At 43.9% G+C, this 14,456-nt stretch carries 10 protein-coding genes; all 10 read right to left on the bottom strand.

Annotation, left to right across the window (positions count from 1 at the left end; translation table 11 throughout):
* Positions 1 to 211 precede the first annotated feature (211 nt).
* Positions 212 to 1,633, bottom strand: coding sequence for an FAD-dependent oxidoreductase (locus tag FTU58_RS07310; RefSeq protein ID WP_180062268.1), 1,422 nt, complete (start codon positions 1,631 to 1,633; stop codon positions 212 to 214).
* 91 nt (positions 1,634 to 1,724) lie between these two features.
* Positions 1,725 to 6,200 (bottom strand): glutamate synthase large subunit, encoded by a 4,476-nt coding sequence (gltB, locus tag FTU58_RS07305; protein ID WP_180062267.1) that lies wholly within the window; start codon positions 6,198 to 6,200, stop codon positions 1,725 to 1,727.
* A gap of 585 nt (positions 6,201 to 6,785) precedes the next feature.
* The gene (locus FTU58_RS07300) at positions 6,786 to 7,631 is read right to left on the bottom strand and encodes a hypothetical protein (RefSeq protein ID WP_180062266.1); all 846 of its coding nucleotides are present in this window, start codon (positions 7,629 to 7,631) and stop codon (positions 6,786 to 6,788) included.
* 10 nt (positions 7,632 to 7,641) lie between these two features.
* Positions 7,642 to 8,721, bottom strand: coding sequence for a 3-dehydroquinate synthase (gene aroB / locus FTU58_RS07295; protein WP_180062265.1), 1,080 nt, complete (start codon positions 8,719 to 8,721; stop codon positions 7,642 to 7,644).
* Between the two features lie 18 nt (positions 8,722 to 8,739).
* On the bottom strand, positions 8,740 to 9,282 hold the full coding sequence (gene aroK, locus FTU58_RS07290) for a shikimate kinase AroK (RefSeq protein WP_004974468.1): 543 nt from the start codon (positions 9,280 to 9,282) through the stop codon (positions 8,740 to 8,742).
* Between the two features lie 37 nt (positions 9,283 to 9,319).
* Entirely contained in the window at positions 9,320 to 11,455 is a 2,136-nt protein-coding gene (locus FTU58_RS07285) for a type IV pilus secretin PilQ (RefSeq protein ID WP_180062294.1), read from the bottom strand.
* Between the two features lie 60 nt (positions 11,456 to 11,515).
* The gene (locus FTU58_RS07280; RefSeq protein ID WP_104852650.1) at positions 11,516 to 12,040 is read right to left on the bottom strand and encodes a pilus assembly protein PilP; all 525 of its coding nucleotides are present in this window, start codon (positions 12,038 to 12,040) and stop codon (positions 11,516 to 11,518) included.
* A complete protein-coding gene (locus FTU58_RS07275) occupies positions 12,040 to 12,750 on the bottom strand; it encodes a type 4a pilus biogenesis protein PilO (RefSeq protein WP_180062264.1) in 711 nt (236 codons plus the stop codon). The genes FTU58_RS07280 and FTU58_RS07275 overlap by 1 nt, the downstream gene beginning before the upstream one ends.
* A complete protein-coding gene (locus tag FTU58_RS07270; protein WP_004974461.1) occupies positions 12,747 to 13,382 on the bottom strand; it encodes a PilN domain-containing protein in 636 nt (211 codons plus the stop codon). The genes FTU58_RS07275 and FTU58_RS07270 overlap by 4 nt, the downstream gene beginning before the upstream one ends.
* A complete protein-coding gene (locus tag FTU58_RS07265) occupies positions 13,382 to 14,440 on the bottom strand; it encodes a pilus assembly protein PilM (protein WP_179991402.1) in 1,059 nt (352 codons plus the stop codon). The genes FTU58_RS07270 and FTU58_RS07265 overlap by 1 nt, the downstream gene beginning before the upstream one ends.
* Positions 14,441 to 14,456 lie beyond the last annotated feature (16 nt).

Here is a 14,456-nt window from a genome sequence, read left to right as displayed (position 1 = left end):
GTTTAATCGAGCGAATCACCAAACTGTTTACATCCAACAATAACCTTGCACAGCAGATTGAATTGATGTTGAAGTTTCAGCTCTTAAACCTTATATGAATTAGGGATGGCAATATATTCCACAAGAAGATGAGCTAGATAAAATATCCAATAAAAAAGGACTGAATTCCTTAAAACTCAGCCCTTTCAAGATCTAAGCAAAACAAACTCGTTTAGATCTCTAAATAATCTAAAATACCTTCTGCCGCCTGACGACCTTCCCAAATTGCAGTCACGACCAAATCAGAACCACGCACCATATCGCCCCCTGCAAAAATTTTCGGGTTAGACGTTTGGAACTTAAATGTTTGCTGTTCTGCTGCCACTACACGACCTGAACCGTCAACCCCAACATTGGCAGAGGCAAACCAATCTGCAGGGCTGGCACGGAAACCAAAAGCAAGCAAAACGGCATCTGCAGCTAAAACTTCTTCGGAACCTGGAACAGGCTCTGGGCTGCGACGACCACGACTGTCAGGCTCACCCAATTGTGTGGTGACCACTTTGACACCAGTGACTTTACCATTTTCACCCACAATTTCAATGGGTTGTCGATTAAATGAGAAGTTCACCCCTTCTTCACGTGCATTGGTCACTTCACGGCGTGAACCTGGCATATTGGCTTCATCACGACGGTAGGCACAAGTAACCTCCTGCGCACCTTGACGAATAGAAGTACGGTTACAGTCCATGGCAGTATCTCCACCACCCAGTACAATCACTTTTTTGCCTTCAACACTGATGTATTCTGCAGGGTCTTTTTCCCAGCCTTGGCAACGGTTAACATTGGCAATCAAGAAATCCAGCGCATCATAAACACCATCTAAATCTTCACCAGCAAATCCACCTTTCATATAGGTATAAGTGCCCATGCCCATGAACACGGCATCGTAATCTGCAAGCAATTGTTCAATCGTTATATCTGTACCAATTTCGGTATTTAAACGGAATTCAACCCCCATGCCAGAAAAAATTTCTCGGCGGCGTTTCATCACGTCTTTTTCCATTTTAAATTCTGGAATACCAAAGGTGAGCAAGCCACCAATTTCAGGGCGTTTGTCAAAGACTACCGGTTTGACGCCATTACGCACCAAAATATCAGCACAGCCCAAACCTGCAGGGCCTGCACCAATAATCGCCACTTTTTTATCTGTCCATTTCACATGCGACATATCTGGACGCCAGCCCAAGGCAAAAGCAGTATCGTTGATGTACTTTTCGGCATTGCCAATGGTGACTGCACCAAAACCATCATTTAAAGTACATGCGCCTTCACACAAACGGTCTTGCGGACAAACCCGTCCACAGACTTCAGGCAAAGTATTGGTTTGATGACACAATTCTGCTGCCTGAAAAATACGGCCTTCCGAAATTAGTTTAAGCCAGTTCGGAATGTAGTTATGCACCGGGCATTTCCATTCACAGTACGGGTTACCACAGCCCAAACAACGATGGGTCTGATTGGCCGCCACTTCTGCAGTAAACGGTTTATAAATTTCCACAAACTCATTTTTGCGGACATCGAGATCTTTTTTCTCTGGATCTTGGCGTGCTACATCCAGAAATTGAAAGTCATTATGTAGGCGTTCTGCCATGTCTTTCTCCGTAGGTGGATGTGGATAACGCGACATTTACACTGGGTATAAGTCTAAAGTTATCCACATCTGCCGAATGCTGAGTCGTGGATTATTGTGGATCTGCTTGGGTGGTTTTCAACAAAGTCTGCAAGTTGGCAGCTTTTGGTTTTACCAACCAGAATTTACGGCTATAGAAATCAAACTCATGACGGATCTTATACGCCCACGCACTGCCTGTTTCGGCAATGTGTTCATCTAAAATACGTCCTAAGAATGCTTTATGTTCTTCCATCGCTTCAGTCGAAATACGATTCAGCTCAATCAGTTCGTGGTTGTAACGGTCTACAAAGTCATTGTCCAAATCGAGTACGTAGGCAAAACCACCAGTCATACCCGCACCAAAGTTGTGTCCCACTTTGCCCAATACCGTGACAATCCCCCCAGTCATATATTCACAGCAGTGGTCGCCTGCCCCTTCAATCACAGCGAAGGCACCTGAGTTACGCACCGCAAAGCGCTCACCTGCCGTACCCGCAGCAAATAATTTACCACCGGTTGCACCATAGAGGCAGGTATTACCAATAATGGCCGTATTCTGCGTTTGGAATGGCGAACCTTTTGGTGGGAAGATAGAAATTCGTCCCCCCGCCATGCCTTTACCCACATAGTCATTGGCATCACCTTCAAGTTTGATATGCAAACCACCTGCATTCCAAACACCTAAAGACTGCCCTGCAGTACCTGTAAGATTCACTTTGACAGGATGATGTTCCATGCTCAAGTTACCATAACGACGGGCAATTTCACCTGAAATACGTGCACCAATAGAACGGTCACAGTTGCTCACATTAAAGTAATACTCGCCACCTGTACCTGCTTCAATTGCAGGCAACATCTCTGCAATCATTTTTTCAGCCAAGACGCCTTTGTCAAATGGTGCATTGCCTTCAACCTGACAATATTGTGCTTTGCCTTCTGCCGCAGGGTGCGATTCCAACAAGGCACTTAAATCCAAGTGCGCATGTTTTTCGGTTTCACCTGGTAAAATTTCTAGCAAGTCGGTACGACCAATCAAGTCTTTCAAGCTAGCAACCCCCAGTGCAGCTAACCATTCACGGGTTTCTTCCGCAATGAAAGTGAAGAAGTTGATCAGCATTTGTGGTTCACCAATATAGTGTTCCTGACGCAAATGATCTTGCTGCGTTGCTACCCCTGTTGCACAGTTATTTAAGTGACAGATACGCAAGTATTTACAACCTAAGGCAATCATTGGCGTTGAACCAAAACCGAAGCTTTCCGCACCTAAAATTGCCGCTTTCACCACATCTAAACCAGTTTTTAAGCCACCATCGGTTTGCACACGAACTTTGCCACGCAAGTCATTCACACGTAATGCCTGATGCGCCTCACTTAAACCCAATTCCCACGGCGAACCTGCATGGTGAATAGATGACAGTGGCGATGCTGCTGTACCGCCATCATAGCCCGAGATAGTAATGAAGTCGGCATAGGCTTTAGCGACACCTGCTGCAATGGTACCCACACCCGGTTCAGACACCAGTTTGACCGATACCATGGCTTGCGGATTGACTTGTTTTAAATCGAAAATCAATTGTGACAAGTCTTCAATCGAATAAATATCGTGGTGTGGCGGTGGTGAAATCAAAGTCACACCCGGCACAGAGTAACGTAAACGGGCAATCAAGCCATTCACTTTACCACCCGGTAACTGACCACCCTCGCCTGGTTTTGCACCCTGCGCCACTTTAATCTGCAACACTTCTGCAGAGGTTAAGTAAGCAGGTGTGACCCCAAAACGTCCCGAAGCAATCTGTTTGATTTTTGAGTTACGAATCGTGCCGTAACGCGCAGGGTCTTCACCGCCCTCACCTGAGTTTGAACGCCCACCAATGGTGTTCATGGCAATCGCAATCGCTTCATGTGCTTCTGGCGACAAAGCACCCAAAGACATGCCCGCAGAGTCAAAACGCGGTAAAATTTGCTCAACCGATTCAACTTGATCTAAGGCAATTGAATTGTCTGTTTTCAATTTAAAGAGATCACGAATGGTTGCAATTGGGCGATTATTCACGATTTCTGCATATTCTTTAAAATCTGCATAATTGCCTGAACGCACCGCTTTGTGTAAGGCATTGATCACATCTGGGTTAAAGGCATGGTATTCCTTGCCAAATACAAATTTCAGCAGACCGCCCTGATCAATTGGTTTACGTGATTTCCATGCAGTGTCTGCCAGTTTTTTCTGATCATTTTCAAGGTCGGCAAAGGTAGCCCCCTGAATACGACTTGGCACACCAATAAAGCAAGTATTCACCACTTCGGCAGATAAGCCGACTGCTTCAAACAACTGACCACCACGGTAAGAGGCTACGGTTGAAATCCCCATTTTGGACAAGACTTTGAGCAAGCCTTTTTCAATGCCTTTGCGGAAATTGCTTTGTGCATAGACAGGGTCGCCCAATAACTCACCTTTGGCAATCAAGTCATTGATCACATCATAAGCCAAATATGGATACACCGCAGTTGCACCAAAACCGAGCAATACTGCAAATTGGTGCGGATCACGAGCAAAACCTGTTTCCACAATAATGTTGGCATCGGTACGTAAACCGACTTGAATTAAGTGGTGATGCACCGCACCAGTCGCCATGACCGCATTCGCAGGCAAGTAACCTTCACGGATTTTTTTATCGGTGAGTACCAATAAAGTTTTACCCTCACGCACCGCTTGTGCAGCAGTTTCGCAAATCCGTTGAATTGCAGCTTGCAAACCTTCATTTTCGGCATAGTTCAGGTCGATGTCGGCAATTTCATAGCCTTTACGACCCAAAGTGCGAATTTGGTGCATTTTGGAGTTGGTCAACACAGGGCTTGAGATAATCAAGCGGTCGGCATGTTCTGGACCTTGCTCAAATACGTTTTGTTCACGCCCTAAACAGGTTTCCAAAGACATCACGATCGATTCACGTAATGGGTCAATCGGTGGATTGGTCACCTGCGCAAACTGCTGACGGAAATAATCCGACACATGACGAACCTGACGTGACAATACTGCCATTGGGGTATCATCACCCATGGAACCCACGGCTTCCTGACCACTTTCTGCGATTGGACGCAATAATTGATCACGCTCTTCGAAGGTCACCATAAACATTTTTTGTGCGGCTTTTAAGGCATCACCTTTTAAACCCTGATCACACAAATATTCTTCAAGCTCTGGGCTACCTTGTAAACGGATTGAATTTTCACGTAACCATTCACGGTAAGGACGCATTCTTTTCAGATGGTTATTTACATCCTGCGTATCGAGCACTTTGCCGGTAAAGGTATCCACCACCAAAATTTGCCCAGGGCCAACACGTCCTTTAGAAATTACATCTTCAGGTTCATAGCCCCATACCCCAATTTCAGAGGCCAAAGTAATGTAGCCATTTTTAGTGATCACCCAACGTGCAGGACGTAAGCCATTACGGTCTAGCATACAGATGGCATGACGACCATCCTGAATCACTAAACCTGCAGGGCCATCCCACGCTTCCATGTGTTTAGAGTTAAATTCATAGAAGGCGCGTAAATCGGCATCAATGGTTTCGACGTTCTGCCATGCAGGCGGAACCAACATACGCAAGGCACGGAATAAATCCATTCCGCCACCCACCAGAATTTCCAGCATATTGTCTAAGCTTGAGGAGTCTGAACCTGTACGGTTTACAATTGGGTTTAGCTCTGTCAAACCTGGCAATAATGGATTTTCAAATTTAGGGGTACGTGCCATCGCCCAGTTACGGTTGGCGGTAATGGTGTTGATTTCACCATTGTGTGCCAAGTAACGGAAAGGCTGCGCCAACGGCCAACGTGGCAAAGTGTTGGTCGAGAAGCGCTGGTGGAACACCACAATATGTGATTCCAAACGTTCATCGGCAAGGTCGGTATAAAAGTCTGCAATCGCTGCAGGCATCATCAAACCTTTATAGCTGATCACGGTTGAGCATAGCGTGGTCACATAAAAATATGGATCAGCAGTCAATTGCTGCTCGGCACGACGACGTGCCAAGAATAATTTACGGTTAAATTCAACCTCAGTCACCCCCAATGGGCAATTGACAATAATTTGCTCAAAAGCAGGCAAAGACTGCATGGCGATTTCGCCCAATGCCTCATTATTGGTTGGCACCACACGCCAAGCCAATACTTTACAGCCTTCTGCTTCAATTTCTTTGGCCAGGATGTTTTTGGCATGTGTCGCTAAGACTGGGTCTAGGTTCAGAAAGACCGTACCCACTGCAAAAATTTCGCTCAGGGTAATGTCACTTAAGCGTTTTGCTTCTTCGCGGAAAAATTGCTTTGGCATCGCCAACAGCAAACCACATCCATCGCCCGTTTTACCGTCTGCGGCAATACCACCACGGTGGGTCATGCAACTTAAACTATGAATGGCAGTCTTGACGAGATCATGGCTTGCATCACCCTGCATATGGGCAATTAAACCGAAACCACAGTTATCTTTAAACTCATCCGGTTGGTATAAACCTTGAGCGGGAGCTACAGTATTAGGCGATGGCATGTGCATAGCGTACCCTTCTTTTACTTGCCCAATTGGGCCAATTAAACAATCTGTTTTTGCGATTTAACTCAATTTACAACTCTAAACATCAACCTTGGGTAAATGAAATGTCACACATTTATTTCAATCAATACCGATTAAAAAGCCTGAGTGACCGATTCATCATTTACGCAACTTTTACACTTTAATGTAGCAGGCAAATTTGACAGTTTCGCACAATCATTGAATCTTTTTTGCGCCAAAATAGGGACAACAACTCAATTCACGCACCAATAAAAGCAAAAACAATGCCAACTTTATTTTTTATTCGCACATGAGCCAAATCTCAGCTTTAACCCTAAAAATGTAAAATCAGATCACATTTTTAAGTCAAATTCGCACTATTTTTGTGCATTTCATTATTTTTATACACCATGCTGCGCCATTTTAGAACGCATTTTTTAGTGAGAAGAATAATTTTTTTAGATCAAATTGGTGCAATTGAGCCAAAATAGCTCAATGCAAATAATAGACAAAAAGGATAAAGCTCAAGTAGCTATTTGAATGACTCGACTTGAGCTAAAAGAATATTGGAAGTGTTTATGATTAGTTAAAAGGATCGCGCACTTCAGGTTCAGGTGCATCTGGCTGAGCAGGTGCTGTACCACTTTGTGATTTTTGTACATCAACGACATTACCCTCCTGATCACGGCGGGTAATTGTAGTGCTGGTGGTACTATTTTGCGGTGCAACTGCCTGCGTAGTCGGTGCAGTCGTTGTGGTTGCAGGTGGACGTGCCAAAGCACTTTCATCTATTTTAGGCACAGCTGCTGGACGTAAATTTACCGCATATAGCTTAGTGCTCAGCCCCATTTCATCCGCCCCTAAGTCATTGACATAAGGACGATAGTCAGCAAATTGCACCACAACAGGCTGAATGGTTTCAGGAAATTTGAATGGCAGTGCGGTCAAGGTTTGTGCGGCTTCGCGTTTATTGCCAAAACTGCCGTATAACATCACATATTGTTCAGCCTGCCCCTCACCGCTTAAACGGATATAAAACAGCTTGCTTCGATCTGTTTGCTTTTTAATAAAACTTTTAATGATGTTTTCATCATTGACCCGAAACAGTTCAATCGTGCTGTTATTTTTTTGTTCCTGAATAAATTTAGTACCGCGAAACTCAGCCTCATGCAAACCAGAAGCCGTTAAACGCGTGGTGAGTTCCAAAGGGCGGACTTCTTCTTGCAAGCCACCCAAATAGGTGGTTGCAGCAACCTTTTCGGGTTGAATTTGTAATTCAATTTCAGACTCTGGTTGTTTTTCAATTTCAACCAGTTCTTCACGGTCAGTCACCGCCCAAAAAATCAGTGCCGCCAATAAACACAGCACCGCGCCCAGCAACCAAATTGACTGTTGAATTTTTTGCCAGTGTGTACGCAGTGCTGTCATATGCTGCCTTTTATGCTTGATTGGCTGAAATCGCCTGTTTCATCAATTCTAAGTCAAACTCTTTGGTGATGATGGCTTGACCCAATTGCTTCATGAGCACCAAACGTAATTGACCATTCAGCACTTTTTTATCGTGTGCCATATAAGCCAAAAACTGATCCAGTGGAATTTGCGGACATACTATCGGTAAATTGGCGCGAGAAATGATATTTTTTGTACGCTCTACATCTTCGGCAGAAATCCAGCCCATACGCTGTGATAAATCGGCTGCCATCACCATCCCTGTCGCAACAGCTTCACCGTGTAACCATTCACCATAACCCAAATAAGATTCAATTGCGTGCCCAAAAGTATGCCCAAGATTCAATAAAGCGCGTTCACCTTGCTCTTTTTCATCATTGGCAACAATACGCGCTTTATGTGCACATGAACGATATACCGCTTCTGCCAGTACAGCAGGATCACGCGCCACTAATGCTTCCATGTGCGTTTCAAGCCATTCTAGAAACTCGACATCACCCAAAAGCGCATATTTAATGACTTCGGCTAAGCCTGCAGACAACTCGCGCTCAGGTAAAGTATTCAGTTGCGACATATCGGCCAGCACCACTTGGGGTTGCTGAAACGCGCCAATCATGTTTTTACCCAATGGATGATTAATCCCTGTTTTGCCACCGACACTTGAATCGACCTGCGACAATAAAGTGGTCGGTACTTGAATGAAGTACACTCCACGCTGAAAACTTGCCGAAGCAAAACCTGCCATATCGCCAATCACGCCACCGCCCAAAGCCAGCACCGTACAATCACGGTTAAAACCAGCTTCCAGCAAGGCATCAAAAATAAGGGTGAGATGCTGAATATCTTTGTATTTTTCTCCATCAGGCAAAATACAGGTTGCCACTTTCTTACCGAGTGCTTCAACAGCCGTCACATAATGACTTAAATACAAAGGTGCAACCGTGGTATTGGTCACAATCATGACTTGCTGACCTTTAATATAAGGTGCAAGTAATTCTTGGGGTTGAAGATCACTGCCAATAAAAATTGGGTAACGGCGATCGCCGAGTTCAACGTGTAAAGTCTGCATGAAAAAGTCGCTTTCTACCTAAGATATTTGCTCTGAAACAATCGTATTTAAGATTTTTTGCGCCAAATCTCGCGCAGCACCCTGATTGGTTTCAATAATATAATGTGCCACCTCACGATACAACGGATCACGCACTGCAAGCAAATCGCGTAATCTTTGTTCGGGGTTTTCGACTTGAAGTAAAGGACGGTTTTTGTCGCGATAGGTTCGCTGAAGTTGAATTTCGACAGGGGTATATAGATAAACAACAATACCACGTTGTTTTAAGAAGTCTCGATTCGGGGCTTGAGTCACCGCACCGCCACCTGTAGCAAGTACAAGTTTATGCCGTGTGGTTAACTCATCAATAACCGCTGTTTCACGACTACGAAACCCTTGTTCACCTTCTTTTTCAAAGATCCAAGGGATCGTAGCGCCAGTTTTGCGTTCAATTTCATGATCACTATCTAGAAATTCACGCCCTAACAATTCCGCCAAATGGCGTCCTACAGTGGTCTTGCCTGCCCCCATCGGCCCTACCAAATAGATATTTGGTAGGGTGTCAAACTCTTTGCTTAGCAAGGAGTCACCTATAAATTTTGTTTAAATTGAAAATATATTAATGATTTCTTGAAACACTGTCATTAACAATTCGTGGTGTAACAAAAATCAGCAACTCACGTTTGTTGTCCGACTTGATATCTTTACGGAATAAACGTCCGATATAAGGAATATCGCCCAAGAATGGAACTTTGGTTTGTGAGTTAGCCGTTTGTTGCTCAAAAATACCACCCAAGACCACAGTTTCACCATTATCTACCAAAACGTTGGTATTCACCGCGTTCTTGTTAATGGTGAGCTGACCTGTAGGTGTAGGTGTCCCTGGTGAGTCACTGGTGATATTTAATTGCATTTGGACTTTACCGTCAGGCGTGATACTTGGGGTCACATCCAAACTTAAAGTCGCATCAATGAATTCTGTAGTAGATACGGCATTGACACCACCACCTTCAGAAGATTGATACGGAATTTGCGTACCCGATGCCACTTTGGCATTTTGCTTATCTGCAGTCAGGATTTTTGGTGTCGAAATCACTTCACCGTAACCATCGGCTTGTAATGCAGACAATTCCAAATCTAGCATAAAGTCAGACAAACTGATTAAACCAAAGGCAATGCGGCTAGCACCTGCACTGGTCACTCCTAAATCGACATTCAGGTTTTGCGGACGTTCAATTTCATACTTCCAACCACCCGTATCATCATCTTTTTCTGGTTCACGCAAGTTCCACAAGGTCGTATCACTACCACCGACTAACAAGTGATTATTGTTGGTAATCCCTTGTGACAAGATGCCCCACTTCACCCCCATTTCTTTGGTGAAATCTGTGGTTGCACGAACAATACGTGCTTCAATCATCACCTGCTTCACAGACACATCAAGCAAATCAATCATTTGACGAATCTGATCAATTTTTGCCGATGTATCGTTGATGATTAAGGTATTGGTACGTGGATCTACCGACACTGTACCGCGTGGACTCAACAAGCTACCAACGCTATCGCCTAATGGATCAGTACCTGTATTGGTATTTGAACCACCACGTGATGCATTCTTGCCTTGCGTAATTAGTTTTTCAATATCTGCCGCTTTGGCATAGTTCAATTGAATATATTCAGTTTGTAGTGGCGCCAGTTTCACACTTTGCGCAATCGCTTTGGCTTCTTCTTCTTCGGCTTTAATCAATTCAGAAACAGGTGCAATCCAAATCACGTTGCCATTACGACGCTTATCTAAGTTTTTGGTTTTCAGGATAATATCTAAAGCCTGATCCCAAGGTACATCTTTTAAACGTAAGGTAATGTTGCCTTGCACAGTGTCTGCTGCCACCATGTTAATGCCTGTGAAATCAGCCAATAACTGCAATACACGACGCACTTCGATGTCTTGGAAATCCAGTGAAATCTTTTTGCCTGTATAGCTTTGCGCTGCACGCGGTTTAAACGGGTTTTTATCGACAGGGCGTTTTAAGCTGATGGTTAGCTTGTCTTCTGCCTGATATGCCATATATTCATAGCTGCCTGCAGCTTGAATGGTAATCACGCCATTGCTGCCATCATTATGTGCATCAATGGTCGACACAGGTGTTGCAAAATCATTTACATTTAAACGGCGTGCCAAATGTGTTGGTACTTTATTGCCTAAAGTACGCACCACAATTTTGCTGCCTTGCTGCTGCACATCTACAGGCGTATTGCTACCGAGTAGATCAATCACCACCTGACCTTCGCCTTCACCGCCACGCTGGAAACCAATATTGGATACACCTTGCGCACTACGTTGGGCAGTCACGGCAGCCACAGGGGTTGCCGTTGTTGAGTTGATTTTTAAAATAAAGGTGTTGCCTTCAACACGCGTGGTAAATGCGCCCGCATCGGCCAAGTTCACAGTTAAACGTGAACGCTGTGCATCTGAGCTTACCTCTACAGAGCTGGCTTCTTTGGTCGCGACTGCAACGCTGTTTTGCTTAAGCGTTTGTTGCGCTTTATCAAAATCTAAAATCAAGCGGGAAGGTTGTTCCAGCTGATATGCTGCAGGTTGAGGTGGCAAACCATTAAACATGACACGAATTTCGGTGCCCTGTCCCGGAATTTGCATGGGTACGATGTTGGTAATGCTGACTTGGGCATTGGCAACTTGCATCACTGCCATTGCGACTGCGCCCATTGAAAACTGACGGAACAAATTGTTCATTGTATTACCATCCCCAAAAATAAAATCTTTCACACTGTTATTCATTTTTATTCCTTTAATTTATGGCGCAGGCCCAATTAAAACTAAACTTCTTGGACGTTCTACATAACCTTCACGACCATCTGGAATAATTTCGATTAAATCAATTTGTGTAGGTGTAATATTCACCACACGACCATGATTTACCCCCATATAGCTACCACGCTGGATACGCTCAATTTCACCATCAGGTGTTTGAATCAATGCCAAAATTTGACCATTTTGACGCATACTGCCTTTCATAGTCAGTGACTCAAGTGCGTAATTTTCCAGTGGTTGTAACTGGCGAGCAAGGTTCGGATAAACGCGCTTCCCTGCCATAATTTTAAGCTCTGCCGCCAATGAACTTGGCATAAATGGGCTTTTGAGCTGGTGTGCTGCATAGTTGAATGTTGGCGCAGGCTCAAACACGGGGGCAGGTTCAATCGGCAATGGTGGCTGATTACGGATTTCAGCCATTTGTGCATTGACTGCATCAATTCGAGAATCACAGCCTACCATTAACACAGTTGCCAGTAGAGCCAACGAAAGCTTTTCAATTTTCATTACTGTGCCCCTCCAGCAGTGTTAGCCGCAGTTTGTGTATCTGCACTACCCACATAACGATATGTCTTCGCTTGCGCTTTATATGTCACTTGTGGAATATCTGTTTTCTTGTCTTTATTTTCAGTCGCCACAATTTCAAAATCATGCATGGTCACAATACGCGGCAATGCTGCAGTACCACTTACAAATGAACCAAAGGCATGATAATCGCCTGTCGCTTCAATTGAAATTGGCTGTTCAATAAAGAACTCTTGTTTAATTTCATTCTCTAAACGAATGTTTTTAAACTTCAAACCTGAATTCACGCCTGTCACGTTAATATCTTCAACTAAACCTGGAATTTCAGTTTCTTTTGGCAATTGTTCAAGTTGTTGGTTAAAGTTCGCTTCCATTTCTTGTAATTGCGCTTGGTATTGCTGCAAATTACGTAATTTAGAATCTTTTTCGCGAAACTCATTTAACAAGTTTTGTTCTTGTGTATGTGCTGCTGCAATGGCATCTAACTTTGGCTTGATTACGACAAAGTAACCTAAAGCTAGAATCAGGAAAATAATAAAAATCCAGCAGGTAATTTTGACCGAAAGTGGCCAAGAACCATAATTGTTAGGATCTAGGGTATTGAACTGTTGAAAAAACTTTTCAACTGTCATTTTCTTTTTCGGAGCAACAGCAGCATCCTGATTTACTTCATCAAATTCATCGAGACTCATTGTGCTGCCCCCGCTGCTGATGTTGAATTAGATTCTGTTGGTGTTACTGGAATTGCAATTTCTTCTAAATCTGAAGTCACTACAAAAGTACCGTAACTTTCCTCTACACGAGGAACCACAGAGCTTGGTGCTTTATCTTTATTTTCTTCTTTGGCTAAGAATGAATTCATAAATGCATTGCGATACCACGGCGATGCTTCCAAATTACGCAAGAATTCAGCCACAGTATTTGGACTTTCAGCCTTGCCTTCAAAAGTGAATTTATTGCCTGTACGACTCACTTTGGTTAAGTACATATTGCTTGGTGTCACACGCACCAATTCATCCACCAAACGCACGGCAATTGGACGCTGACTTTGTAAGCCCTGAATAAGCTTCATGCGCTCAACAATAGCATTACGCTGTTCTTGCAAGCCTTCTAAAGATTTTAATTGTACATCTAGGTTTTGGTTGGTACTGATCACCAATTGATTGGCTTGTTCTTGATCTTGTAACTTCGCGTTGTAGAAGAACCACGCCAAAGCCACCAATAACACCCCAACAGCAGCCGCTGCAATACAAAATACAATAAATTCTTTTTTACGTTTTTCTCTTAGCTCATCGCGCCAAGGGAGTAAGTTAATCTTTGCCATTAATCAAAACTCCTCATTGCTAAACCACATGCCACCATCAATGACGGCGCATCACTTTCAATTCTTTTAATGTCGATTTGTGGAGAGAAGCCCATTTGTAAGAATGGATTGGCAATGGTCACACGGTAGCCCAGTTTTTGCTGCAACAACTTCGCAAGACCTGGAATATTGGCATTCCCCCCTGCCAATAAAATGTGATCAATTTCGTTAAATTGTGAAGATGAGAAAAAGAACTGCAATGAACGTGCCGCTTGTTGCACCACCGCTTCTAAGAACGGTTCGAGCACCTCTACATCGTAGTCATCTGGCAAAGTACGGCTTTTTTTCGCACGTCCTGCTTCTTCATACGACAAACCATAACGGTTTTGAATTTCTTGTGTCAGCTGCTTACCGCCAAAGGTTTGTTCGCGGGTGTAAATAATTTTGTTATTTTGCAGCACCGACAAGGTGGTCATGGTGTGACCAATATCCAAAATACCAATGGTGTTCACACCCATTGGCAGGGTATCGGAGAACACTTTAAAGGCATTTTCGATGGCAAAACTTTCGACATCGGCAATTTTGGCGGTCAATCCACCTAAATCCAATGCTTCAACTCGTGCTTCCACGTTTTCTAAACGTGTTGCAACCAGTAACACATTGACTCGGTTTGGATTGGCTAAACGGTCTGGTTGGACTTCAAAGTCTAGGCTGACTTCATCTAATGGGAATGGAATATATTGCTCGGCGTCCATACGAATTTGAACTTCACGCTCATCGCTAGTCATATCTGCATCCATTTCAATGATTTTGGTAATCACCATTGAGGTTGGAATTGCTAATGCTGCAGATGTAGATTGCGTGTTTGCTAAGTTCAATGCACGTTCAAGCGCATCCCCGACTGCTTCTGGATTGAGAATGTTTTTTTCAACCACACTGCCTTCTGGAAGTGGGACCAGCGCATAGCTCTCGACCCAGTATCTACCATTCTTAACAGAGAGTTCTAATAACTTAACAGAAGTAGAACTAATATCTACACCTATTAACCCCTTACTTGGCTTACGATATAACCTACGCACAATAGTACCATTCCTA

This window comes from Acinetobacter sp. YH12120 (assembly GCF_013418795.1).
Lineage (GTDB): Bacteria > Pseudomonadota > Gammaproteobacteria > Pseudomonadales > Moraxellaceae > Acinetobacter > Acinetobacter towneri.
This window is presented reverse-complemented; position numbering and strand designations above follow the sequence as displayed.

What these genes read in the sequence shown, in the direction of transcription:
- FTU58_RS07275 (WP_180062264.1), bottom strand. Translation starts at nt 12,750, where the DNA reads ATGAGTCTCGATGAATTTGATGAAGTAAATCAGGATGCTGCTGTTGCT.
- FTU58_RS07285 (WP_180062294.1), bottom strand. Translation starts at nt 11,455, where the DNA reads ATGAACAATTTGTTCCGTCAGTTTTCAATGGGCGCAGTCGCAATGGCA.
- FTU58_RS07270 (WP_004974461.1), bottom strand. Translation starts at nt 13,382, where the DNA reads ATGGCAAAGATTAACTTACTCCCTTGGCGCGATGAGCTAAGAGAAAAA.
- FTU58_RS07310 (WP_180062268.1), bottom strand. Translation starts at nt 1,633, where the DNA reads ATGGCAGAACGCCTACATAATGACTTTCAATTTCTGGATGTAGCACGC.
- FTU58_RS07280 (WP_104852650.1), bottom strand. Translation starts at nt 12,040, where the DNA reads ATGAAAATTGAAAAGCTTTCGTTGGCTCTACTGGCAACTGTGTTAATG.
- aroB (WP_180062265.1), bottom strand. Translation starts at nt 8,721, where the DNA reads ATGCAGACTTTACACGTTGAACTCGGCGATCGCCGTTACCCAATTTTT.
- gltB (WP_180062267.1), bottom strand. Translation starts at nt 6,200, where the DNA reads ATGCCATCGCCTAATACTGTAGCTCCCGCTCAAGGTTTATACCAACCG.
- FTU58_RS07300 (WP_180062266.1), bottom strand. Translation starts at nt 7,631, where the DNA reads ATGACAGCACTGCGTACACACTGGCAAAAAATTCAACAGTCAATTTGG.